The organism is Pseudomonas sp. MF09150 (genome assembly GCF_059862355.1).
On sequence record NZ_JCBCUS010000008.1, the window covers coordinates 163,346 to 186,584 of the forward strand.

20 protein-coding genes are annotated in these 23,239 nt (G+C 61.0%); all 20 read left to right on the forward strand.

The window, feature by feature from the left end; genetic code table 11:
• The first annotated feature begins 235 nt into the window (after positions 1–235).
• The 20 genes from AC19YX_RS26685 to nuoL all read left to right on the forward strand — a co-directional run bounded on the left by AC19YX_RS26685 (position 236) and on the right by nuoL (position 23,218).
• Positions 236–2,461 (forward strand): NADP-dependent isocitrate dehydrogenase, encoded by a 2,226-nt coding sequence (locus tag AC19YX_RS26685; RefSeq protein WP_078473585.1) that lies wholly within the window; start codon positions 236–238, stop codon positions 2,459–2,461.
• A 73-nt stretch (positions 2,462–2,534) separates the two neighbouring features.
• Positions 2,535–2,981, forward strand: coding sequence for an NUDIX hydrolase (locus AC19YX_RS26690; protein WP_201131640.1), 447 nt, complete (start codon positions 2,535–2,537; stop codon positions 2,979–2,981).
• 71 nt (positions 2,982–3,052) lie between these two features.
• Positions 3,053–4,177, forward strand: a complete 1,125-nt coding sequence (mnmA, locus tag AC19YX_RS26695) for a tRNA 2-thiouridine(34) synthase MnmA (RefSeq protein WP_020296738.1) — start codon at positions 3,053–3,055, stop codon at positions 4,175–4,177.
• The gene (hflD, locus tag AC19YX_RS26700) at positions 4,174–4,797 is read left to right on the forward strand and encodes a high frequency lysogenization protein HflD (RefSeq protein WP_020296739.1); all 624 of its coding nucleotides are present in this window, start codon (positions 4,174–4,176) and stop codon (positions 4,795–4,797) included. The genes mnmA and hflD overlap by 4 nt, the downstream gene beginning before the upstream one ends.
• Positions 4,798–4,924: 127 nt before the next feature.
• Positions 4,925–6,295, forward strand: a complete 1,371-nt coding sequence (gene purB, locus AC19YX_RS26705; RefSeq protein ID WP_078473586.1) for an adenylosuccinate lyase — start codon at positions 4,925–4,927, stop codon at positions 6,293–6,295.
• An 86-nt stretch (positions 6,296–6,381) separates the two neighbouring features.
• Positions 6,382–7,548 carry a ribosomal protein uL16 3-hydroxylase gene (locus tag AC19YX_RS26710; RefSeq protein WP_078473587.1) on the forward strand — a complete coding sequence of 389 codons (1,167 nt, stop codon included), beginning with the start codon at positions 6,382–6,384 and terminating at the stop codon, positions 7,546–7,548.
• Positions 7,541–7,963, forward strand: a complete 423-nt coding sequence (locus AC19YX_RS26715) for a GNAT family N-acetyltransferase (RefSeq protein WP_078473588.1) — start codon at positions 7,541–7,543, stop codon at positions 7,961–7,963. The genes AC19YX_RS26710 and AC19YX_RS26715 overlap by 8 nt, the downstream gene beginning before the upstream one ends.
• A gap of 175 nt (positions 7,964–8,138) precedes the next feature.
• On the forward strand, positions 8,139–8,894 hold the full coding sequence (locus AC19YX_RS26720; RefSeq protein ID WP_500607402.1) for a secretin N-terminal domain-containing protein: 756 nt from the start codon (positions 8,139–8,141) through the stop codon (positions 8,892–8,894).
• Positions 8,895–9,395: 501 nt separating this feature from the next.
• Complete coding sequence (gene aceA / locus AC19YX_RS26725) at positions 9,396–10,721, forward strand: isocitrate lyase (RefSeq protein ID WP_020296744.1); 1,326 nt, start codon at positions 9,396–9,398, stop codon at positions 10,719–10,721.
• Between the two features lie 592 nt (positions 10,722–11,313).
• Positions 11,314–11,727, forward strand: coding sequence for an NADH-quinone oxidoreductase subunit A (locus AC19YX_RS26730; RefSeq protein ID WP_003223812.1), 414 nt, complete (start codon positions 11,314–11,316; stop codon positions 11,725–11,727).
• Between the two features lie 10 nt (positions 11,728–11,737).
• Entirely contained in the window at positions 11,738–12,412 is a 675-nt protein-coding gene (locus AC19YX_RS26735; protein ID WP_020296745.1) for a NuoB/complex I 20 kDa subunit family protein, read from the forward strand.
• A gap of 72 nt (positions 12,413–12,484) precedes the next feature.
• Positions 12,485–14,266: an NADH-quinone oxidoreductase subunit C/D gene (gene nuoC, locus AC19YX_RS26740; RefSeq protein WP_020296746.1), complete on the forward strand. Its 1,782-nt coding sequence runs from the start codon at positions 12,485–12,487 to the stop codon at positions 14,264–14,266.
• 2 nt (positions 14,267–14,268) lie between these two features.
• The gene (gene nuoE / locus AC19YX_RS26745) at positions 14,269–14,766 is read left to right on the forward strand and encodes an NADH-quinone oxidoreductase subunit NuoE (protein ID WP_500607403.1); all 498 of its coding nucleotides are present in this window, start codon (positions 14,269–14,271) and stop codon (positions 14,764–14,766) included.
• Positions 14,763–16,118, forward strand: coding sequence for an NADH-quinone oxidoreductase subunit NuoF (gene nuoF / locus AC19YX_RS26750; protein ID WP_020296747.1), 1,356 nt, complete (start codon positions 14,763–14,765; stop codon positions 16,116–16,118). The genes nuoE and nuoF overlap by 4 nt, the downstream gene beginning before the upstream one ends.
• 134 nt (positions 16,119–16,252) lie before the next feature.
• Positions 16,253–18,967 carry an NADH-quinone oxidoreductase subunit NuoG gene (gene nuoG / locus AC19YX_RS26755; protein ID WP_421549204.1) on the forward strand — a complete coding sequence of 905 codons (2,715 nt, stop codon included), beginning with the start codon at positions 16,253–16,255 and terminating at the stop codon, positions 18,965–18,967.
• Complete coding sequence (gene nuoH, locus AC19YX_RS26760) at positions 18,964–19,971, forward strand: NADH-quinone oxidoreductase subunit NuoH (protein WP_500607404.1); 1,008 nt, start codon at positions 18,964–18,966, stop codon at positions 19,969–19,971. Before nuoG ends, nuoH begins: the two co-directional genes overlap by 4 nt.
• 11 nt (positions 19,972–19,982) lie before the next feature.
• Entirely contained in the window at positions 19,983–20,531 is a 549-nt protein-coding gene (gene nuoI / locus AC19YX_RS26765) for an NADH-quinone oxidoreductase subunit NuoI (RefSeq protein WP_007920177.1), read from the forward strand.
• A 9-nt stretch (positions 20,532–20,540) separates the two neighbouring features.
• Positions 20,541–21,041, forward strand: a complete 501-nt coding sequence (nuoJ, locus tag AC19YX_RS26770) for an NADH-quinone oxidoreductase subunit J (protein ID WP_020296750.1) — start codon at positions 20,541–20,543, stop codon at positions 21,039–21,041.
• Positions 21,042–21,059: 18 nt separating this feature from the next.
• Positions 21,060–21,368, forward strand: coding sequence for an NADH-quinone oxidoreductase subunit NuoK (nuoK, locus tag AC19YX_RS26775; RefSeq protein WP_020296751.1), 309 nt, complete (start codon positions 21,060–21,062; stop codon positions 21,366–21,368).
• Entirely contained in the window at positions 21,365–23,218 is a 1,854-nt protein-coding gene (gene nuoL / locus AC19YX_RS26780; protein WP_078473592.1) for an NADH-quinone oxidoreductase subunit L, read from the forward strand. The genes nuoK and nuoL overlap by 4 nt, the downstream gene beginning before the upstream one ends.
• Positions 23,219–23,239 lie beyond the last annotated feature (21 nt).

The window sequence follows — 23,239 nt, forward strand, 5'->3', positions numbered from 1 at the left end:
ATAATGCCGCCGCTGACCACAGAGTCACGACGGCTGACCTCTCTAAGACGAGGCTTTCCGCCCGAAAAGCCGAGCTGTTACCGCAGCTCACCCGCTTGACGCTCGACTGATGCACCCAACATCACCGCGAAGAAATCTCGACATTCGGCTCATGGACGACTTTGAACGAACGCGCTTACCCGGCGCACCTCGAGTTTCTGCGCACGCTTTAGCAAAGAAGAGAGTTAATCCGAATATGCCCACCCGTTCGAAGATCATCTATACCTTCACCGACGAAGCCCCTGCACTCGCCACCTACTCACTGCTGCCTATCGTAGAAGCCTTCACCGCTTCCGCTGATATTGCCGTGGAAACCCGCGACATCTCGCTGGCTGGCCGCATCCTCGCAAGCTTCCCCGAGCAACTGGGCGCCAAAGCCGTGCCGGACCACCTCGCCGAACTGGGCGACCTGGCCGTCACGCCGGAAGCCAACATCATCAAGCTGCCGAACATCAGTGCCTCGGCGCCACAGCTGCAAGCCGCGATCAAAGAGCTGCAGGACCAGGGTTATGCCCTGCCGGACTACCCGGAGACCGTCACCAGCGACGCCGACAAAGAAACCAAGGCCCGTTACGACAAGGTCAAGGGCAGCGCGGTAAACCCGGTACTGCGTGAAGGCAACTCCGACCGTCGCGCCCCACTGTCGGTCAAGAACTACGCGCGCAAGCACCCGCACAAAATGGGCGCCTGGGCCAAAGACTCCAAGTCCCACGTGGCTCACATGAGCAATGGCGACTTCTACGGCAGCGAAAAAGCCGCCCTGATCGAAGCCGCCGACAGCGTTAAAATCGAGCTGATCGCTCAAGACGGCACCCACACCGTCCTGAAAGAAAAAACCGCCGTGCAAGCCGGCGAGATCCTCGATTGCGCCGTCATGAGCAAAAAGGCCCTGCGCGCCTTTGTCGCCGCCGAAATCGAAGACGCCAAGAAACAAGGCGTGCTGCTGTCGGTGCACCTCAAAGCCACCATGATGAAAGTCTCCGACCCGATCATGTTTGGTCAGATCGTTGCCGAGTTCTACCAGGACGCCCTGGCCAAGCACGCTGACGTACTGAAAGAAATCGGCTTCAACCTGAACAACGGTATCGGCGACCTGTACGCCCGTATCAAGGCCCTGCCAGCCGAGCAGCAGGCGCAGATCGAAGCTGACATCCAGGCCGTATACGCCGCACGCCCTTCCCTGGCGATGGTCAACTCCGACAAAGGCATCACCAACCTGCACGTGCCGAGCGACGTAATCGTTGACGCCTCGATGCCGGCCATGATCCGTGACTCCGGCAAAATGTGGGGCACCGACGGCCAACTGCACGACACCAAGGCACTGATCCCGGATCGCTGCTACGCCACCATCTACCAGGCGGTGATCGAAGACTGCAAGCAACACGGCGCCTTCGACCCAACCACCATGGGCAGCGTGCCGAACGTCGGCCTGATGGCGAAAAAAGCCGAAGAGTACGGCTCCCACGACAAGACATTCCAGATCAAGGCTGACGGCGTGGTTCGCGTCACCGACGGCAAGGGCAACCTGCTGCTGGAACAGAAAGTCGAAGCTGGCGACATCTTCCGCATGTGCCAGACCAAAGACGCGCCGATCCAGGACTGGGTCAAGCTGGCCGTCAACCGTGCTCGCGCCAGCGCCACTCCGGCCATCTTCTGGCTGGACCCAATGCGCGCCCACGACGGCGTGATGATCGAGAAAGTTCAGGCTTACCTGAAGGATCACGACACCACCGGCCTCGACATCCGCGTGATGTCGCCGGTAGAAGCCATGAGCTTCACCCTGGCCCGCACCCGCGAAGGCAAGGACACCATCTCGGTCACCGGCAACGTGCTGCGCGACTACCTGACCGACCTGTTCCCGATCATGGAACTGGGCACCAGCGCCAAGATGCTGTCGATCGTGCCACTGATGAACGGCGGCGGCCTGTTCGAAACCGGCGCCGGCGGTTCGGCTCCGAAGCACGTGCAACAGCTGCTGGAAGAAAACTTCCTGCGCTGGGACTCCCTGGGTGAATTCCTGGCCCTGGCCGCTTCCCTGGAGCATCTGGGCAACACCTACAACAACCCCAAGGCGCTGGTACTGGCCAAGACCCTGGACCAGGCCACCGGCCAGTTCCTGGACAACAACAAGTCGCCTTCGCGCAAAGTCGGCAACATCGACAACCGCGGCAGCCACTTCTACCTGGCGCTGTACTGGGCTCAAGCCCTGGCGGCCCAGACCGAAGACGCCGCACTGCAAGCGCAGTTCAGCACCCTGGCCAAGACCCTGACCGAGAACGAGGCAACCATCGTTGCCGAGCTCAATGCGGTCCAGGGCAAGCCCGTGGACATCGGCGGCTACTACAGCGCCAAGCCTGAGCTGGTGAGCAAGGCCATGCGCCCAAGCGCCACCCTCAACGCGGCCATCGCTGCGCTGGTGTAAGCAAGACCGAACCCACAAACCCCGGCCGCGCGCCGGGGTTTGTGCTTCTGGCACCTTTTCAGGAGCATCTTTCATGGAATGGCAACCCCACATCACCGTCGCCACCATTGTCGAAGACAACGGCCGCTTCCTGTTCGTCGAGGAATATCAGGATGAACAAGCCGTACTCAACCAGCCCGCCGGGCACCTGGATCCCAACGAGAGCCTGTCCCAGGCCGCCGTGCGCGAAACCCTGGAAGAAACCGGTTGGGACGTGGAGCTGATCGGCGTCGTCGGCCTCTACCTCTATACCGCCCCCAGCAACGGGGTGACCTACCAGCGTGTGTGCTTCGCCGCCAAGCCGCTCAAACATCACCCGGACTATCAGCTGGATGACGGCATAATCGGCCCGCGCTGGTTGACCCGTGACGAACTGCTCGAACAACGCGCACACTGGCGCAGCGAGCTGATCATCCGTTGTGTCGATGATTACCTGGGCGGCCAACTGCACAGCCTTGAGCTGATTCGCCCGGCGCTTTAACCGCAGTTTTAGCCTTGCAGGCCTCAGCCTGTTAGAATCGCGTCCTTTTTCAAGACACCCATTGAATTCCTATGCGTGATCCAGCCCCTTCTGACACCCAAAAGAAGCGCGTCATCGTCGGCATGTCCGGCGGCGTGGATTCTTCCGTTTCCGCCCTCCTGCTGATCGAGCAGGGCTACCAGGTGGAAGGCCTGTTCATGAAGAACTGGGAGGAAGACGACGGAACGGAATACTGCACCGCCATGGACGACCTCGCGGACGCCCAGGCCGTGTGCGACAAGATTGGCATCAAGCTGCACACCGCCAACTTCGCCGCCGAGTACTGGGACAACGTGTTCGAACACTTCCTGGCCGAATATAAAGCCGGACGCACGCCGAACCCGGACATCCTCTGCAACCGGGAAATCAAGTTCAAGGCGTTCCTCGACTACGCCATGATGCTCGGCGCCGACCTGATCGCCACCGGCCACTATGTGCGCCGTCGCGACCTCGACGGCCGTACCGAATTGCTCAAGGGCCTGGACCCGAACAAGGACCAGAGCTACTTCCTGCACGCCGTCGGCGGCGAACAGATCGCCAAGACCCTGTTCCCCGTAGGCGAGCTGGAAAAACCCGAAGTTCGCGCCATTGCCGAGAAACACGACCTGGCCACGGCCAAGAAAAAGGACTCCACCGGCATCTGCTTTATCGGCGAACGCCGTTTCAGCGACTTCCTCAAGCAGTACCTGCCCGCCCAGCCCGGTGAAATCAAAACCACCGAAGGTGAAATCATCGGCCGTCACCACGGCCTGATGTACCACACCATCGGCCAGCGCCAGGGTCTGGGCATTGGCGGTCTGAAAGACGCCAGCGACGAGCCGTGGTACGTGCTGCTCAAGGACCTGGAGCACAACGAGCTGATCGTCGGCCAGGGCAATGACCACCCATGGCTGTTCTCCCGCGCCCTGCTCGCCTCCGAGATCTACTGGGTCAACCCGGTCGACCTCAGCGAACCACGGCGCCTGACAGCCAAAGTCCGCTATCGCCAGGGCGACCAGCCCTGCACCCTGGAAAAAACCGCCAACGGCTATCGCGCAACCTTCGACGACCCGCAGCGCGCGGTGACCCCAGGCCAATCCGTGGTGTTCTATGACGGCGAAATTTGCCTGGGTGGTGGCGTGATCGAAGTAGCAGAGCCTTGGAGCAGCAAGGCATGAGCCCGACTCAGGAGCAATTGACGGCGCTGGGCGGCGTGTTTCTGGCAGCGGTCCTGGTCGACAAGATCGCCAAGACCGGCCAGGTCACCGAAGCCGGCCTGAGCTGCATGCTCGGCAGCTTGCTGATCCGCGACCCCAAGGACACCCTGGAAGTCTACGGCGGCGACGACATCAACCTGCGCGAAGGCTATCGCGCACTGATCGGCGCCCTGGAGCGCGACCCCAGCACTCTGCAGCGCGAGCCCCTGCGTTACGCGCTGTCGATGCTCGGCCTTGAGCGGCAACTGGCCAAGCGCGAAGACCTGCTGGAGACCATCGGCAAGCGCCTGCCGCAGATCCAATCCCAGGTAGAGCACTTCGGCCCAGCCCATGAAAACGTGATCGCCGCCTGCGGCGCGCTGTATCAGGACACCTTGAGCACCCTGCGCCAGCGGATCCAGGTGCACGGCGACATGCGCAACCTGCAGCAGCCGAGCAACGCCTCGAAAATCCGCGCCCTGCTGCTGGCCGGGATCCGCTCGGCACGCCTGTGGCGCCAATTAGGCGGCCATCGCTGGCAGCTGGTCATCAGCCGTCGCAAATTGCTCAAAGAGCTTTATCCGTTGATGCGCAGCAGCTGAGCTGCGCCCGCAAGTGCTGTTTGCACGTCGTTACGCGTAAGACGCTGGTCAGTTGGCAACGGACCAGCGGTTTTTTTCATGTATGATACGCGCCCCATTTCGTTGCCCGACTGTCCGAGAACACCCCATGCAGCTTTCTTCGCTCACTGCGGTTTCCCCTGTTGACGGCCGCTACGCCGGCAAAACCCAGGCCCTGCGCCCTATTTTCAGCGAGTACGGCCTGATCCGTGCCCGCGTCCTGGTTGAAGTGCGCTGGCTCCAGCGCCTGGCCGCTCACCCTGCAATTGGCGAAGTGCCGGCGTTCTCTGCCGAAGCCAACGCCGTGCTGAATGCCCTGGCCGAAAACTTCGCCCTGGAGCACGCCGAGCGCGTCAAGGAAATCGAGCGCACCACCAACCACGACGTCAAAGCCATTGAGTACCTGCTCAAGGAACAGGCTGCCAAGCTGCCTGAACTGGCCAATGTCAGCGAATTCATCCACTTTGCCTGCACCAGCGAGGACATCAACAACCTGTCCCACGCCCTGATGCTGCGCGAAGGCCGTGATGAAGTGATGCTGCCACTGATGCGCCAGACTGCCGACGCCATCCGCGAGCTGGCCATCCGCTTCGCCGATGTACCGATGCTGTCGCGCACCCACGGCCAACCGGCTTCGCCGACTACCCTGGGCAAAGAACTGGCGAACGTGGTGTACCGCCTTGAGCGCCAAATCGCCCAGGTCGCTGCCGTTCCGCTGCTGGGCAAGATCAACGGCGCCGTAGGCAACTACAACGCACACTTGTCGGCCTACCCGGAAATCGACTGGGAAGAGAACGCCCGCGCCTTTATCGAAGACGAGCTGGGCCTGGGCTTCAACCCCTACACCACCCAGATTGAGCCGCACGACTATATTGCCGAGCTGTTCGATGCCATTGCCCGCTTCAACACCATCCTGATCGACTTCGATCGCGATATCTGGGGCTACATCTCCCTGGGCTACTTCAAGCAGCGCACCATCGCTGGCGAAATCGGCTCGTCGACCATGCCGCACAAGGTCAACCCGATCGACTTCGAAAACTCCGAAGGCAACCTGGGCATCGCCAACGCGCTGTTCCAGCACCTGGCGAGCAAGCTGCCGATTTCCCGCTGGCAGCGTGACCTGACCGACTCCACCGTACTGCGCAACCTCGGCGTCGGCTTTGCCCACAGCGTGATCGCTTATGAAGCCAGCCTCAAAGGCATCAGCAAGCTGGAGCTCAACGCACAGAAAATCGCTGCCGACCTGGACGCCTGCTGGGAAGTCCTGGCCGAGCCGATCCAGACCGTGATGCGTCGCTACAACATCGAAAACCCCTACGAAAAACTGAAAGAGTTGACGCGCGGCAAGGGCATCAGCCCTGAAGCGCTGCAAACTTTCATCGATGCCCTCGACATGCCTGCTGCCGCCAAGGCCGAGCTGAAAAAGCTGACCCCGGCGAACTACATCGGTAACGCTGTAGAGCAAGCCAAGCGCATCTGATCGACCGCTATACCCGTTTGAGACGCCCGGCAGCGCCGGGCGTTTTTATTCCCGTCTGAAAAGTGCTTTTTTTCAATAGGTTACACATGAATCCTGACATTCCTCTTCAACTGCTGGGCGGCATTACCGCACGTGAATTCCTGCGCGACTACTGGCAGAAAAAACCACTGCTGATCCGTCAGGCTATTCCTGATTTCGAAAGCCCTATCGACGCCGACGAGCTGGCCGGCCTGGCCCTGGAAGAGGAAGTTGAATCGCGCCTGGTGCTCGAGCATGGCGAGCATCCCTGGGAATTGCGCCGCGGCCCGTTCGCCGAAGACGCGTTCAGCAAACTGCCGGAGCGCGACTGGACCCTGCTGGTACAGGCTGTTGACCAGTTCGTTCCGGAAGTGGCCGAGCTGCTGGAGAACTTCCGGTTTCTTCCAAGCTGGCGCATCGATGACGTGATGATGAGCTTCGCCGCACCCGGTGGCAGCGTGGGTCCGCACTTCGACAACTACGACGTGTTCCTGCTGCAAGGCCATGGCCAGCGCAACTGGAAAATCGGCCAGATGTGCGACTCCGAGAGCCCACTGCTGAAACACGCCGACCTGCGTATCCTGGCCGACTTCGAAGAGACCGCCGAATGGGTCCTGGAACCCGGCGACATGCTCTACCTGCCGCCGCGCCTGGCGCACTGGGGCGTTGCGGTGGACGACTGCCTGACCTACTCGGTAGGCTTTCGCGCGCCAAGTGCTGCCGAAGTCCTGACCCACTTCACCGACTTCCTCAGCCAGTTCCTGCCTGATGAAGAGCGCTACACCGACGCCGACGCGACCCCGGTCAGCGACCCGCACCAGATCCAGCACGATGCACTCGATCGCCTCAAAGGCTTGCTCGCCGAGCACATGAGCGACGAACGCCTGCTGCTGACCTGGTTCGGCCAGTTCATGACCGAGCCGCGCTACCCGGAATTGGTAGTGGGCCCGGAGCTCGAAGAAGAAGACCTGCTGGGCAGCCTGGAGCAAGGCGCCGTCCTGATCCGTAACCCGAGTGCGCGCCTGGCCTGGTCGGAAGTGGATGAAGACCTGCTGCTGTTCGCCAGCGGCCAAAGCCGACTGCTTCCGGGTAAACTGCGCGAGCTGCTGAAAATGGTTTGCGCCGCGGATGCGCTGCACGTCGACAACCTTGGCCCGTGGCTGGCCGATGACGATGGCCGCAACCTGCTGTGCGAACTGGTCAAGCAAGGGAGCCTGGGGTTTGCCGATGAATAAGATTCGCGTACGTGTCGCTGACTGGCAAAAGGATAACGCCGAGATCCGGCGCATTCGTGAAGCCGTGTTTATTGCTGAACAGTCCGTACCACCTGAACTGGAGTGGGACGCGGATGACGACAGCGCGGTGCATTTCCTGGCCTTTGAAGGTGACTTTCCGATCGGCACGGCGCGCCTGCTGCCGGACGGCCATATTGGCCGGGTATCAGTCCTCAAGGACTGGCGCGGCCTGAAAGTCGGCGACGCGCTGATGCAAGCGGTGATCGGCGAAGCCGAAAAACGCGGCCTCAAGCAGCAGATGCTCAGCGCCCAGGTCCAAGCCACGCGATTTTATGAGCGCCTGGGGTTCAGCATTGTCAGCGAGGAGTTCCTCGAGGCGGGCATCCCCCACGTCGATATGGTGCGCGGCGCCTGACCCAAAGGCCTCAATAGCGACAACAAGACGCCCCGGCATCCGGATATTCAGCACGCTAAGCTGGACCCAGGACGCCGGGGCGTTTTGCCATCTGCGATTCAACTTGCCCCACCCCGGGCCGACAAACTGTCAAACTCAAGGCTTTACGCACCACCCATCTGCGGAGATAACGGATATGTCCCTACGCACCCTGCTCACGACGCTGCTGCTGACCTTCAGTTTCTCGGTCATGGCTGCCACCGAGATCGTGCTCCTGAACCACCGCACCAGCGCAGATTTGCTGCCAGTGGCGCAGAACTTCCTGGGTAAGGACGGCAAGGTCAGTGCCTATGGCAACCAACTGATCGTCAATGCCGAACCCGGCAAGATCGAAGAACTTCGCGCCTTTATCGCCCAGCTCGATACCGCCGCCAAGCGCCTGCTCATCACCGTCGATACCAACGAAAACAATATTCAGGACAACCAGGGCTATTCGGTGAATGGCGCCCCGCAGGCGCGCATCATTAACCGCAGCACCGAGAGCCGCGACGGAGGCATCCAGCAGATCCAGGCCAGCGAAGGCATACCGGCATTGATCCAGGTCGGGCAAAGCGTGCCGCTGACCACCACCCAGCCCGATGCCTATGGCCGTCCGCAGAACCAGACCCAGTACCGCAACGTCACCCAGGGTTTCTACGTCACCGCCAGTGTGACCGGCGACACCGTGCACCTGAGCATCAGCACCAACCGTGACCGCATGAGCCAGGAACGTCCCGATGTAGTGAACGTGCAAAGCACCGACACAACCGTCAGCGGGCGCCTCGGCGAGTGGATCACCCTGGCCGGCGTCAATCGCCAGACACAAGCCGACAAACAGGGCCTGGGCCGCAGCTACTCGACTCAAGGTCGGGATGACATGACCTTGCGAGTCAAGGTCGACTCCTTGGACTAAAGCACCAAAAACTGACTGATTAGTCGTATTAGACCAAAGATGTAGTGCCATAAAAAAAGCACTACAAAACATTTGACGAGCCAAAAAACCGAAGGCATGATGGCCTCGCTCCCGCTAATCAGGGGCCCTGGCAAGGGCCTTCGGATCGCCGCTCTAACCTACCCACCTGAGCCGATTCGTGTCTGTACCGCCCACAAGGCGTGTTTGACGAGATTGCGACTGGAACGAAGTTGTCCCGAGGGACGGAAGCGTAATTAGGTAGAACGGCAACACACTGCTGGAACGCATAAAGGCCCACGATGCCCAGACGCGCCCGACAGCTGGCCCTCACCTGCTCACTTTCCCCTCGAGCCCATCGTTCACCCGTCGCAATCCCCGCCAAACCCGACTTGACCACCTAAGCTTCTGGTCAGCGAGCAGCCATCTACGCATCCTTCAACCCTGCGTAACTGGCGGAGCGAGAATTTTCCACCCCAGACCTATGCGACGAGGTTTATCTCCATGGCACTGACACGCGAACAGCAAATTGCAGCCCTTGAAAAAGACTGGGCTGAAAACCCGCGCTGGAAAGGCGTGACACGCGCTTACTCCGCTGCTGACGTCGTCCGTCTGCGCGGTTCGGTTCAACCTGAGCACACCCTGGCACGCATGGGCGCCGAGAAGCTCTGGAACCTGGTGACTCAAGGTGCCAAGCCGTCCTTCCGCCCTGAGAAAGATTTCGTCAACTGCATGGGCGCCCTGACCGGCGGCCAGGCTGTACAACAAGTCAAAGCCGGCATCCAGGCCATCTACCTGTCGGGCTGGCAAGTCGCTGCAGACAACAACTCTGCAGAATCGATGTACCCCGACCAGTCGCTGTACCCGGTGGATTCGGTTCCAACCGTGGTCAAGCGCATCAACAACTCGTTCCGTCGCGCCGACCAGATCCAGTGGAAAGCCGGCAAGAACCCGGGCGACGAAGGCTACATCGACTACTTCGCTCCAATCGTGGCTGACGCCGAAGCCGGTTTCGGCGGCGTACTGAACGCTTACGAACTGATGAAGAGCATGATCGAGGCAGGCGCCGCCGGCGTTCACTTCGAAGACCAGCTGGCATCGGTAAAAAAATGCGGCCACATGGGTGGCAAGGTACTGGTTCCCACCCAGGAAGCCGTGCAGAAACTGACCGCAGCTCGTCTGGCTGCTGACGTTGCCGGTACTCCGACCATCATCCTGGCACGTACCGACGCTAACGCTGCTGACCTGCTGACTTCCGACTGCGACCCGTACGACCAGCCATTCGTGACTGGCGAACGTACCCAGGAAGGCTTCTATAAAGTACGCGCCGGCCTCGACCAGGCTATCGCTCGCGGCCTGGCTTACGCTCCGTATGCCGACCTGATCTGGTGCGAAACCGCCAAGCCAGACCTGGACGAGGCCCGTCGCTTCGCCGAAGCGATCAAAAAGGAATACCCGGACCAACTGCTGTCGTACAACTGCTCGCCTTCCTTCAACTGGAAGAAAAACCTGGACGACGCGACCATCGCCAAGTTCCAGCGCGAACTGTCCGCCATGGGCTACAAGCACCAGTTCATCACCCTGGCCGGCATTCACAACATGTGGCACAGCATGTTCAACCTGGCGCACGACTACGCCCGCAACGACATGACTGCCTACGTGAAACTGCAAGAGCAGGAATTTGCCGACGCCGCCAAGGGCTACACCTTCGTGGCTCACCAGCAGGAAGTGGGCACCGGCTACTTCGACGACATGACCACCGTGATCCAGGGCGGCACCTCGTCGGTTACCGCACTGACCGGTTCGACCGAAGAAGAGCAGTTCCACTGATAGCGCTTCAAGCCTGAATCGGCCATTGCAGACCCGCTACACACCTAACTGCAATGCCGCACCTCTGACGCCCCGACTGGTTCGGGGCGTTTTTTTGCCCCGGCTTTCGCTGGCGACCAAGCCGAGACTCGCCAGCATCAGGCGCTCGCCGCCCCCCATCCACCGCACGACCAGCTCAATCCGGCAAAACATTGATCCAGAGCGGTGTCCAGGCAAGTAAAAAAAGGTAAAAGGTCGGCGTTCGCTACTTGTAGTAACGCGCATATAAAAAACAACTTTCCCGCCAGCCACCCGTACAACAGTTTAAAAACCACTCCAAACAATATTGATTATCATTTAGCCCATATAATATTCGTTACAGCTACCGCAAAACATAATTAACCAAATGCCCGCTAATGCCCGCATCGCCTGGCTTACGGGGCTTGCGAGGTGACCTATGTCCTTATTCCAATAAACAATTTCGCTATAGAGATTTTACTTGCCCGTTGTTTAGCCATAAAATCACCGCGATTGATTGCGCTGCGACATATCGTCACTGCTTTATTTCTTTATCAAGCTCAGAGACCTTTGCTCTCTGTTAAGGATTACCAGCATGCCCGAAGCGACAGGACTCATGGCCCACAACTGGGGCTTTGCCATTTTCCTTCTGGGTGTCGTCGGCCTTTGTGCCTTCATGCTCGGCGTCTCCAGCCTCCTCGGGTCAAAAGCCTGGGGCCGCAGCAAAAACGAACCGTTCGAGTCCGGCATGCTACCTACCGGTGGCGCCCGCTTGCGGCTCTCAGCCAAATTCTATCTGGTCGCGATGCTGTTCGTGATCTTCGATATCGAAGCCCTTTTTCTCTTTGCCTGGTCTGTGTCCGTCCGCGAAAGCGGCTGGACCGGATTCGTCGAAGCTCTCGTTTTCATAGCAATTCTGTTGGCAGGTCTTGTCTACCTATTTCGAGTGGGCGCCCTTGATTGGGCTCCGGAAGCTCGTCGTAAGCGGCAGGCGAAGCTAAAACAATGAGGCTTTGGCGATGCAATACAATCTCACCAGGATCGACCCCGATGCTCCTAACGAGCAGTATCCGATCGGCGAACGGGAAACCGTTTCCGATCCGTTAGAAGATCAAGTCCACAAAAACATCTACATGGGCAAGCTGGAAGACGTGCTGAACGGCGCGGTCAACTGGGGACGTAAGAACTCCCTGTGGCCGTACAACTTCGGCCTTTCCTGCTGCTATGTGGAAATGACCACCGCCTTCACGGCGCCCCACGACATCGCGCGCTTTGGCGCCGAGGTTATCCGGGCATCGCCGCGTCAGGCGGATTTCATGGTTATTGCCGGAACCTGCTTCATCAAGATGGCGCCGATCATTCAGCGTCTCTACGAGCAAATGCTCGAGCCGAAGTGGGTTATCTCCATGGGTTCGTGCGCCAACTCCGGTGGCATGTACGACATCTACTCCGTGGTTCAGGGGGTGGATAAATTCCTGCCCGTGGACGTCTACGTGCCTGGCTGCCCGCCTCGCCCCGAAGCTTTCCTGCAAGGCCTGATGCTGCTGCAGGAATCGATCGGCAAGGAGCGTCGCCCACTTTCCTGGGTCGTCGGCGATCAAGGCGTATACCGCGCCGAGATGCCTTCGCAAAAGGAACAGCGCCGCGAACAGCGTATTCAGGTCACCAACCTGCGCAGCCCAGACGAAGTCTGATCCAGCTCTGTTCTTACAAAGAAACGAGAAACTGGCTTCATTCTTTACGTTGACCCAAAGCGATAAAAAACCATGACTACAGGCAGTGCTCTGTACATCCCGCCTTATAAGGCAGACGACCAGGATGTGGTCGTCGAACTCAATAACCGTTTTGGCCCTGAGGCGTTCACCGCCCAGGCCACGCGCACCGGCATGCCGGTGCTGTGGGTTACCCGCGCCAAACTTGTCGAAGTCCTGACCTTCCTGCGCAACCTGCCCAAGCCGTACGTCATGCTCTATGACCTGCACGGCGTGGACGAGCGTCTGCGCACCAAGCGCCAGGGCTTGCCGGGCGCCGACTTCAGCGTCTTCTATCACCTGCTGTCGATCGAACGTAACAGCGACGTGATGATCAAGGTCGCCCTGTCCGAAAGCGACCTCAGCCTGCCGACCGTGACCGGTATCTGGCCCAACGCCAACTGGTACGAGCGCGAAGTCTGGGACATGTTCGGTATCGACTTCCCGGGCCACCCTCACCTGTCGCGCATCATGATGCCGCCGACCTGGGAAGGTCACCCGCTGCGCAAGGACTTCCCGGCGCGCGCCACCGAATTCGACCCGTTCAGCCTGACCCTGGCCAAGCAGCAACTGGAAGAAGAAGCCGCACGCTTCAAGCCGGAAGACTGGGGCATGAAACGCTCCGGGGCCAACGAGGACTACATGTTCCTCAACCTGGGTCCGAACCACCCTTCGGCTCACGGTGCGTTCCGCATCATCCTGCAGCTGGACGGTGAAGAGATCGTCGACTGCGTACCGGACATCGGCTACCACCACCGTGGTGCCGAGAAGATGGCCGAGCGTCAGTCCTGGCACAGCTTCATTCCCTACACCGACCGTATCGACTACCTCGGCGGGGTGATGAACAACCTGCCGTACGTGCTCTCGGTCGAGAAGCTGGCCGGCATCAAGGTGCCGGAGAAGGTCGACGTCATCCGCATCATGATGGCCGAGTTCTTCCGTATTACCAGCCACCTGCTGTTCCTGGGGACCTATATCCAGGACGTCGGCGCCATGACCCCGGTGTTCTTCACCTTCACCGACCGCCAGAAGGCGTACACGGTGATCGAAGCCATTACCGGTTTCCGCCTGCACCCGGCCTGGTACCGCATCGGTGGCGTCGCCCACGACCTGCCGCGCGGCTGGGACAAGCTGGTCAAGGACTTCGTCGAATGGCTGCCCAAGCGCCTCGACGAGTACACCAAGGCCGCCTTGCAGAACAGCATCCTCAAGGGTCGTACCATCGGCGTTGCCGCCTACAACACCAAAGAGGCCCTGGAATGGGGCGTCACCGGTGCCGGACTGCGTTCCACCGGTTGCGACTTCGACCTGCGTAAAGCGCGTCCATACTCCGGCTACGAGAACTTCGAGTTCGAAGTGCCGCTGGCCGCCAACGGCGATGCCTATGACCGCTGCATGGTCCGCGTCGAAGAAATGCGCCAGAGCATCAAGATCATCGACCAGTGCATGCGCAACATGCCGGAAGGCCCGTACAAGGCGGATCACCCGCTGACCACGCCGCCGCCCAAAGAGCGCACGCTGCAGCACATCGAGACCTTGATCACGCACTTCCTGCAAGTTTCGTGGGGCCCGGTGATGCCGGCCAACGAATCCTTCCAGATGATCGAAGCGACCAAGGGCATCAACAGTTATTACCTGACGAGCGATGGCGGCACCATGAGCTACCGCACCCGGATTCGTACCCCAAGCTTCCCGCACCTGCAGCAGATCCCTTCGGTGATCAAAGGCAGCATGGTCGCGGACTTGATCGCGTACCTGGGTAGTATCGACTTCGTTATGGCCGACGTGGACCGCTAAGCATGAACAGCACGCTTATCCAGACAGACCGTTTCGCCCTGAGCGAAACCGAGCGCTCGGCCATCGAGCACGAGCTGCATCACTACGAAGACCCGCGCGCGGCGTCTATCGAAGCCCTGAAGATCGTCCAGAAGGAACGTGGCTGGGTGCCCGATGGCGCCCTGTACGCCATCGGCGAGATCCTCGGCATCCCGGCCAGCGACGTTGAAGGCGTGGCGACGTTCTACAGCCAGATCTTCCGCCAGCCGGTCGGCCGTCACATCATCCGCATCTGCGACAGCATGGTCTGCTACATCGGCGGCCATGAGTCAGTGGTCAGTGAGATCCAGAGCAAGCTCGGTATCGGCCTCGGCCAGACCACCGCCGACGGCCGCTTCACGCTGCTGCCGGTGTGCTGCCTGGGCAACTGCGACAAGGCGCCGGCGTTGATGATCGACGACGACACTTTCGGTGACGTACAGCCTGCTGGCGTCGCCAAACTGTTGGAGGGCTACGTATGACCCTGACATCCTTCGGCCCTGCCAACCGCATCCAGCGCAGCGCAGAAACCCACCCCCTGACCTGGCGTCTGCGTGACGACGGCGAGCCGGTCTGGCTTGACGAATACCAGGCCAAGAACGGTTATGCCGCGGCGCGCAAAGCATTTGCCGACATGTCCCAGGACGATATCGTCCAGACCGTGAAAGACGCGGGCCTCAAGGGCCGCGGCGGTGCAGGCTTCCCCACGGGCGTGAAGTGGGGGCTGATGCCCAAGGACGAGTCCATCAACATCCGCTACCTGCTGTGCAACGCGGATGAAATGGAACCCAACACCTGGAAAGACCGCATGCTGATGGAGCAACAGCCCCATCTGCTGATCGAAGGCATGCTGATCAGTGCCCGCGCACTGAAAACCTACCGTGGCTACATCTTCCTGCGTGGCGAATACACCACCGCCGCCAAGCACCTCAACCGTGCCGTGGAAGAAGCCAAGGCCGCAGGCCTGCTGGGCAAGAACATCCTGGGCAGCGGCTTCGATTTCGAGCTGTTCGTCCACACCGGTGCCGGGCGTTACATCTGCGGTGAAGAAACCGCACTGATCAACTCCCTCGAAGGCCGCCGCGCCAACCCGCGCTCCAAGCCGCCCTTCCCTGCCGCCGTTGGCGTGTGGGGCAAGCCGACGTGCGTGAACAACGTCGAGACCCTGTGCAACGTGCCGGCGATCATCGGCGACGGCGTGGACTGGTACAAATCCCTGGCCCGTGAAGGCAGTGAAGACCACGGCACCAAGCTGATGGGCTTCTCCGGCAAAGTGAAGAACCCCGGCCTGTGGGAGCTGCCATTCGGCGTGACCGCGCGCGAGTTGTTCGAAGACTACGCCGGCGGCATGCGCGACGGCTTCAAGCTCAAGTGCTGGCAGCCAGGCGGCGCCGGTACCGGCTTCCTGCTGCCTGAACACCTGGACGCACAAATGTACGCCGGCGGCATCGCCAAAGTCGGCACCCGTATGGGTACCGGCCTGGCCATGGCGGTGGACGACAGCGTCAACATGGTGTCCCTGCTGCGCAACATGGAGCAGTTCTTCGCCCGCGAATCCTGCGGCTTCTGCACCCCTTGCCGCGATGGCCTGCCATGGAGCGTCAAGCTGCTGATGGCCCTCGAGAAAGGTGAAGGGCAAGCCGGCGATATCGAGACCCTGCTGGGTCTGGTCGGTTTCCTCGGCCCAGGCAAGACCTTCTGTGCTCACGCACCGGGTGCCGTGGAGCCGTTGGGCAGTGCCATCAAATACTTCCGTCCAGAGTTCGAAGCCGGCATCGCGCCTACCAGCGCCGCCGTCCCGCCTCTGGCCCGACCGATCGTAGTCGGCGCGTAACGCTTAAAAGGCGAAGGGTCCGTACTCTTCGCCTTCTCATGTGCTGACGCCTTGAAGGCTGTGTTGATGCACATGAATAACAAGATTCCATTAGCCACGCCCGCTGACAACGGGCCAACGAAGAACTTTGAACCATGGCCACTATCCACGTAGACGGCAAAGCGCTCGAAGTCGATGGGGCGGACAACCTGTTACAGGCGTGTCTGTCACTAGGCCTCGACATCCCTTATTTCTGCTGGCACCCCGCTCTTGGTAGCGTCGGTGCCTGTCGCCAGTGTGCGGTCAAGCAGTACACCGACGAGAACGACACCCGTGGTCGTATCGTCATGTCCTGCATGACGCCAGCCACCGACAACACCTGGATCTCCATCGAAGATGAAGAATCCAAGGCGTTCCGCGCCAGCGTTGTCGAATGGCTGATGACCAACCACCCGCACGACTGCCCTGTGTGCGAAGAGGGCGGTCACTGCCACCTGCAAGACATGACCGTAATGACGGGCCACAACGAACGTCGTTACCGCTTCACCAAGCGCACCCACCAGAACCAGCAACTGGGCCCGTTCATTTCCCACGAAATGAACCGCTGCATCGCCTGCTACCGCTGCGTGCGCTTCTACAAAGACTACGCCGGCGGCACCGACCTGGGCGTATTCGGCGCCCACGACAACGTGTACTTCGGTCGCGTTGAAGACGGCGTGCTGGAAAGCGAGTTCTCCGGCAACCTCACCGAGGTCTGCCCGACCGGTGTGTTCACCGACAAGACTCACTCCGAGCGCTACAACCGCAAGTGGGACATGCAGTTCTCGCCGAGCATCTGCCATGGCTGCTCCAGCGGTTGCAACATCTCCCCGGGCGAGCGTTACGGCGAACTGCGGCGCATCGAGAACCGTTTCAACGGTTCGGTGAACCAGTACTTCCTCTGCGACCGTGGCCGTTTCGGCTATGGCTACGTCAACCGCGAAGACCGCCCACGCCAGCCATTGCTGGCCGGTGGCGCCAAGCTGACCCTCGACGAAGCCCTGGATAAAGCCGCCGACCTGCTGCGCGGCCGCAACATCGTCGGTATCGGTTCGCCACGCGCCAGCCTCGAAAGCAACTACGCGCTGCGTGAACTGGTAGGCGCCGAGCACTTCTACTCCGGTATCGAAGCTTCCGAGCTGGAGCGCATCCGCCTGGTCCTGCAAGTGCTGAACGACAGCCCGCTGCCAGTGCCAAACATGCGCGACATCGAAGACCATGACGCGATCTTCGTCCTCGGCGAAGACCTGACCCAGACCGCTGCCCGCATGGCCCTGGCCCTGCGCCAGTCGGTCAAGGGCAAGGCCGAAGACATGGCCGACGCCATGCGCGTCCAGCCTTGGCTCGACGCCGCGGTGAAAAACATCGGCCAGCACGCGCTGAACCCGCTGTTTATCGCCAGCCTGGCTGAAACCAAGCTCGACGACATCGCCGAAGAGTGCGTGCACGCTGCACCGGACGACCTGGCCCGCATCGGTTTCGCCGTGGCCCACGCCCTGGACGCCAGCGCCCCTGCCGTCGACGGCCTGGACAGCGAAGCCCTGGAACTGGCCAAGCGCATTGCCGACGCCCTGCTCGCGGCCAAGCGCCCGTTGATCATCGCCGGCACCTCCCTGGGTTCCAAGGCACTGATCGAAGCCGCCGCCAACATCGCCAAGGCCCTGAAGCTGCGCGAGAAAAACGGCTCCATCAGCCTGATCGTGCCGGAAGCCAACAGCCTCGGCCTGGCCATGCTCGGCGGCGAGTCGGTGGACGCCGCCCTGCAAGCGGTGATCGACGGCAATGCCGACGCCATCGTGGTCCTGGAAAATGACCTGTACACCCGCACCGATTCGGCCAAGGTCGATGCCGCGCTGGATGCCGCGAAAGTGCTGATCGTCGCCGATCACCAGAAGACCGCCACCAGCGACCGCGCGCACCTGGTCCTGCCAGCGGCCAGCTTCGCCGAAGGCGACGGCACCCTGATCAGCCAGGAAGGCCGCGCCCAGCGTTTCTTCCAGGTGTTCGATCCGAAGTACATGGACGCCAGCATCCTGGTTCACGAAGGCTGGCGCTGGCTGCATGCCCTGCGCGCCACCCTGCTGAACCAGCCGATCGACTGGACCCAGCTCGACCACGTGACGGCTGCCGTCGCTTCCAGCGCACCGCAACTGGCCCGTATCGTCGACGCCGCGCCGTCCGCCGCGTTCCGCATCAAAGGCATGAAACTGGCCCGCGAACCGCTGCGCTACTCTGGTCGTACCGCCATGCGCGCCGATATCAGCGTGCACGAGCCACGTACTCCGCAAGACCCGGACACCGCGTTCGCCTTCTCCATGGAAGGTTACTCGGGTTCGGCTGAGCCTCGTCAGCAGGTGCCTTTCGCCTGGTCGCCAGGCTGGAACTCGCCACAGGCCTGGAACAAATTCCAGGACGAAGTCGGCGGTCACATTCGCGCGGGCGACCCGGGCACCCGCCTGATCGAAACCCAGGGCGACAAGCTGAACTGGTTCGCCAGCGCGCCACGGGCCTTCTCGCCGGCCCAGGGCACCTGGCAAGTGGTGCCGTTCTATCACCTGTTCGGCAGCGAAGAGAACTCTTCGAAAGCCGCCCCGGTGCAGGAACGCATTCCCGCTGCCTACGTGGCCCTGGCCAAGTCCGAAGCGGACCGCCTGGGTGTCAACGACGGCGCCCTGCTCAGCCTGAACGTGGCGGGTCAGACCCTGCGCCTGCCGCTGCGCATCAACGAAGAACTGGGCGCTGGCCTGGTTGCCCTGCCGGCGGGTCTGGCGGGTATTCCACCGGCGATTTTCGGCAAAACCGTTGATGGTCTGCAGGAGGCAGCGCAATGACCTGGTTCACCCCTGAAGTGATCGACACCATCATCGCGGTGGTCAAGGCCATCGTGGTGCTGTTGGCCGTGGTGGTTGCCGGCGCCCTGCTCAGCTTTGTCGAACGTCGCCTGCTGGGCTGGTGGCAGGACCGTTACGGTCCGAACCGCGTCGGCCCATTCGGCATGTTCCAGATCGCTGCCGACATGCTGAAAATGTTCTTCAAGGAAGACTGGACCCCGCCGTTTGCCGACAAGGTGATTTTCACCCTGGCACCGGTTGTGGCCATGAGTGCCTTGCTGATCGCCTTCGCGATCATCCCGATCACCCCGACCTGGGGCGTCGCGGACCTGAACATCGGCCTACTGTTCTTCTTCGCCATGGCCGGTCTTTCGGTCTACGCGGTGCTGTTCGCCGGCTGGTCGAGCAACAACAAGTTCGCCCTGCTGGGTTCCCTGCGGGCTTCGGCCCAGACCGTGTCCTATGAAGTGTTCATGGGCCTGGCGCTGATGGGCATCGTGGTCCAGGTCGGCTCGTTCAACATGCGCGACATCGTCGAGTACCAGGCGCAGAACCTGTGGTTCATCATTCCGCAGTTCTTCGGCTTCTGTACCTTCTTCATCGCTGGCGTGGCCGTGACTCACCGTCACCCCTTCGACCAGCCGGAAGCGGAGCAGGAACTGGCCGACGGTTACCACATTGAATACGCCGGCATGAAATGGGGCATGTTCTTCGTTGGCGAGTACATCGGCATCATCCTGATCTCGGCACTGCTGGTGACCCTGTTCTTCGGTGGCTGGCACGGTCCGTTCGGCATCCTGCCGCAACTGGCCTTCGTCTGGTTCGCCTTGAAGACCGCGTTCTTCATCATGCTGTTCATCCTGCTGCGCGCCTCTATCCCGCGTCCGCGTTATGACCAGGTGATGGACTTCAGCTGGAAATTCTGCCTGCCGCTGACCCTGATCAATTTGCTGGTGACCGCTGCGGTTGTGTTGTTGAACACGCCAGCGAGCGCGGTTCAGTGAGGATTTGACCCATGTTCAAATATATTGGCGACATCGTTAAGGGTACTGGTACCCAGTTGCGCAGCCTGGTGATGGTTTTCGGCCATGGCTTTCGCAAACGCGACACCCTGCAGTACCCGGAAGAAGCCGTGTACCTGCCACCGCGCTACCGCGGCCGCATCGTCCTGACCCGTGATCCCGACGGCGAAGAGCGCTGCGTAGCCTGCAACCTGTGCGCCGTGGCGTGCCCGGTGGGTTGCATCTCGCTGCAGAAAGCTGAAACCGAAGATGGTCGCTGGTACCCGGACTTCTTCCGCATCAACTTCTCGCGCTGCATTTTCTGCGGCCTCTGCGAGGAAGCCTGCCCGACCACCGCGATCCAGCTCACGCCGGATTTCGAAATGGCCGAGTTCAAACGTCAGGACCTGGTTTACGAGAAAGAAGATCTGCTGATCTCCGGCCCCGGAAAAAACCCTGATTACAACTTCTATCGTGTTGCAGGTATGGCCATTGCCGGTAAGCCAAAAGGCTCCGCGCAAAACGAAGCCGAGCCGATCAACGTGAAGAGCTTGCTGCCTTAAGGAAGAAAGATGGAATTCGCTTTCTATTTCGCGTCAGGTGTTGCCGTTGTGTCCACATTGCGTGTGATCACCAACACTAACCCTGTGCACGCCCTGCTCTACCTGATCATTTCGCTGATCGCCGTGGCCATGACGTTCTTCAGTCTCGGTGCGCCGTTTGCCGGCGTACTGGAAGTGATCGCCTATGCCGGCGCCATCATGGTGCTGTTCGTGTTCGTGGTGATGATGTTGAACCTGGGCCCGGCCTCGGTTCAGCAAGAGCGCATCTGGCTCAAGCCCGGCATCTGGATCGGACCGGTGATTCTCAGCGCCCTGCTGCTGGCTGAACTGCTGTATGTGCTGTTCAGCCATCAGAGCGGCGCCAGCATCGGTCACACCGCCGTGGACGCCAAGGCCGTAGGCATCAGCCTGTTCGGTCCTTACCTGCTGGTGGTCGAACTCGCCTCGATGCTGCTGCTTGCTGCAGCGGTCACGGCATTCCACCTGGGCCGCAACGAGGCGAAGGAGTAACTCATGCCTACTATCTCTATGGGTTCTATCCCGCTGGAACATGGCCTGGCAGTCGCCGGGATCCTGTTCTGCCTGGGCCTGGTCGGCCTGATGGTGCGCCGTAACATTCTCTTCGTGTTGATGAGCCTGGAAATCATGATGAACGCCGCTGCCCTGGCGTTCATCGTGGCCGGTGCCCGTTGGGCGCAGCCGGATGGACAGATCATGTTCATCCTGGTGATCAGCCTTGCAGCCGCCGAGGCCAGTATTGGCCTGGCAATCCTGCTGCAGCTGTACCGCCGCTTCCATACGCTCGATATCGACGCTGCCAGTGAGATGCGCGGATGAACCTTATCTTTCTGACTTTCGTATTCCCCCTGATCGGTTTCCTGCTGCTGTCGTTCTCCCGGGGACGCTTCTCGGAAAACCTCGCCGCCCTGATCGGCGTCGGCTCCATCGGCCTCTCGGCCATCGTGGCGGCCTATGTGATCTGGCAATTCAACGTCGCTCCGCCCGAGGCTGGCCACTACACCCTGGTGCTGTGGCAGTGGATGGCGGTGGAAAACTTCACCCCTAACTTCGCCCTGTACATCGACGGCCTGTCGATCACCATGCTGGGCGTCGTGGTCGGTGTCGGCTTTCTGATCCACCTGTTCGCGTCCTGGTACATGCGCGGCGAAGCCGGTTACTCGCGCTTCTTCGCCTACACCAACCTGTTTATCGCCAGCATGCTGTTCCTGGTCCTGGGCGATAACCTGTTGTTCCTGTACTTCGGCTGGGAAGGCGTGGGCCTGTGCTCCTACCTGTTGATCGGTTTCTACTACAGCAACCGCAACAACGGTAACGCGGCACTCAAGGCCTTTATCGTCACCCGTATCGGCGACGTGTTCATGGCCATCGGCCTGTTCATCCTGTTCCAACAGGTGGGCACGCTGAACATCCAGGAACTGCTGGTGCTGGCACCGCAGAAATTCCAGGCCGGCGACTTCTGGATCACCCTGGCGACCCTGATGCTGCTGGGCGGCGCTGTCGGTAAATCCGCGCAGCTGCCATTGCAGACCTGGCTGGCGGACGCGATGGCCGGCCCGACCCCGGTATCGGCACTGATCCACGCCGCGACCATGGTCACCGCAGGTGTCTACCTGATCGCCCGTACCCACGGCCTGTTCACCCTGGCGCCGGAGATCCTGCACCTGGTGGGCCTGGTCGGCGGCGTGACCCTGGTCCTGGCCGGCTTTGCCGCGCTGGTACAGACGGACATCAAGCGGATCCTCGCCTACTCGACCATGAGCCAGATCGGCTACATGTTCCTGGCCCTGGGCGTCGGCGCCTGGGACGGCGCGATCTTCCACCTGATGACCCACGCCTTCTTCAAGGCCCTGCTGTTCCTTGCTTCCGGTGCGGTGATCGTTGCCTGCCACCACGAGCAGAACATCTTCAAGATGGGCGGCCTGTGGAAGAAACTGCCGTTGGCCTACGCCAGCTTCATCGTCGGCGGCGCGGCCCTGGCGGCCCTGCCTCTGGTGACCGCGGGCTTCTACTCCAAGGACGAGATCCTCTGGGAAGCCTTCGCCAGCGGCAACCATGGCCTGCTGTACGCCGGTCTGGTCGGTGCGTTCATGACTTCGCTGTATACCTTCCGCCTGATCTTCATCGCGTTCCACGGTGAAGCGAAGACCGAAGCCCACGCCGGTCACGGCATCGCTCACTGGCTGCCACTGTCGGTGCTGATCGTATTGTCCACCGCCATTGGCGCGATGATCGTTCCGCCGCTGCACGGCGTGCTGCCACAGAGCGTTGGCCATGCCGGCGGCGAAGCCAAGCACAGCCTGGAAATCGCTTCGGGCGCCATAGCCCTGGCCGGTATCCTGCTGGCAGCCCTGTTGTTCCTTGGCAAGCGTCGCTTTGTGACCGCCATCGCCAACAGCGGCATCGGGCGTCTGCTCTCGGCCTGGTGGTTCGCCGCCTGGGGCTTCGACTGGATCTACGACAAACTGTTCGTCAAGCCGTATCTGGCCATCAGCCACGTACTGCGCAAAGACCCGCTCGACCAGACCATCGGTTTGATCCCGCGTATGGCCAAAGGCGGACACAACGCCCTGAGCCGTACCGAAACCGGTCAACTGCGTTGGTATGCCGCCTCGATGGCTGCTGGTGCCGTGCTGGTTATCGGCGCCATCGTGCTGGTAGCGGTCTGACATGAACCTTGCGAACTTGCG

Bases quoted from the DNA above. Each gene is read 5' to 3' on its own strand.
- hflD (WP_020296739.1), top strand. From the start codon at position 4,174: ATGAGCCCGACTCAGGAGCAATTGACGGCGCTGGGCGGCGTGTTTCTG.
- AC19YX_RS26720 (WP_500607402.1), top strand. From the start codon at position 8,139: ATGTCCCTACGCACCCTGCTCACGACGCTGCTGCTGACCTTCAGTTTC.
- nuoE (WP_500607403.1), top strand. From the start codon at position 14,269: ATGAACAGCACGCTTATCCAGACAGACCGTTTCGCCCTGAGCGAAACC.
- nuoF (WP_020296747.1), top strand. From the start codon at position 14,763: ATGACCCTGACATCCTTCGGCCCTGCCAACCGCATCCAGCGCAGCGCA.
- AC19YX_RS26685 (WP_078473585.1), top strand. From the start codon at position 236: ATGCCCACCCGTTCGAAGATCATCTATACCTTCACCGACGAAGCCCCT.
- AC19YX_RS26690 (WP_201131640.1), top strand. From the start codon at position 2,535: ATGGAATGGCAACCCCACATCACCGTCGCCACCATTGTCGAAGACAAC.
- nuoH (WP_500607404.1), top strand. From the start codon at position 18,964: ATGACCTGGTTCACCCCTGAAGTGATCGACACCATCATCGCGGTGGTC.
- nuoI (WP_007920177.1), top strand. From the start codon at position 19,983: ATGTTCAAATATATTGGCGACATCGTTAAGGGTACTGGTACCCAGTTG.
- AC19YX_RS26710 (WP_078473587.1), top strand. From the start codon at position 6,382: ATGAATCCTGACATTCCTCTTCAACTGCTGGGCGGCATTACCGCACGT.
- mnmA (WP_020296738.1), top strand. From the start codon at position 3,053: ATGCGTGATCCAGCCCCTTCTGACACCCAAAAGAAGCGCGTCATCGTC.
- nuoC (WP_020296746.1), top strand. From the start codon at position 12,485: ATGACTACAGGCAGTGCTCTGTACATCCCGCCTTATAAGGCAGACGAC.
- AC19YX_RS26735 (WP_020296745.1), top strand. From the start codon at position 11,738: ATGCAATACAATCTCACCAGGATCGACCCCGATGCTCCTAACGAGCAG.
- nuoK (WP_020296751.1), top strand. From the start codon at position 21,060: ATGGGTTCTATCCCGCTGGAACATGGCCTGGCAGTCGCCGGGATCCTG.
- AC19YX_RS26730 (WP_003223812.1), top strand. From the start codon at position 11,314: ATGCCCGAAGCGACAGGACTCATGGCCCACAACTGGGGCTTTGCCATT.
- nuoG (WP_421549204.1), top strand. From the start codon at position 16,253: ATGGCCACTATCCACGTAGACGGCAAAGCGCTCGAAGTCGATGGGGCG.
- aceA (WP_020296744.1), top strand. From the start codon at position 9,396: ATGGCACTGACACGCGAACAGCAAATTGCAGCCCTTGAAAAAGACTGG.
- nuoL (WP_078473592.1), top strand. From the start codon at position 21,365: ATGAACCTTATCTTTCTGACTTTCGTATTCCCCCTGATCGGTTTCCTG.
- nuoJ (WP_020296750.1), top strand. From the start codon at position 20,541: ATGGAATTCGCTTTCTATTTCGCGTCAGGTGTTGCCGTTGTGTCCACA.
- AC19YX_RS26715 (WP_078473588.1), top strand. From the start codon at position 7,541: ATGAATAAGATTCGCGTACGTGTCGCTGACTGGCAAAAGGATAACGCC.
- purB (WP_078473586.1), top strand. From the start codon at position 4,925: ATGCAGCTTTCTTCGCTCACTGCGGTTTCCCCTGTTGACGGCCGCTAC.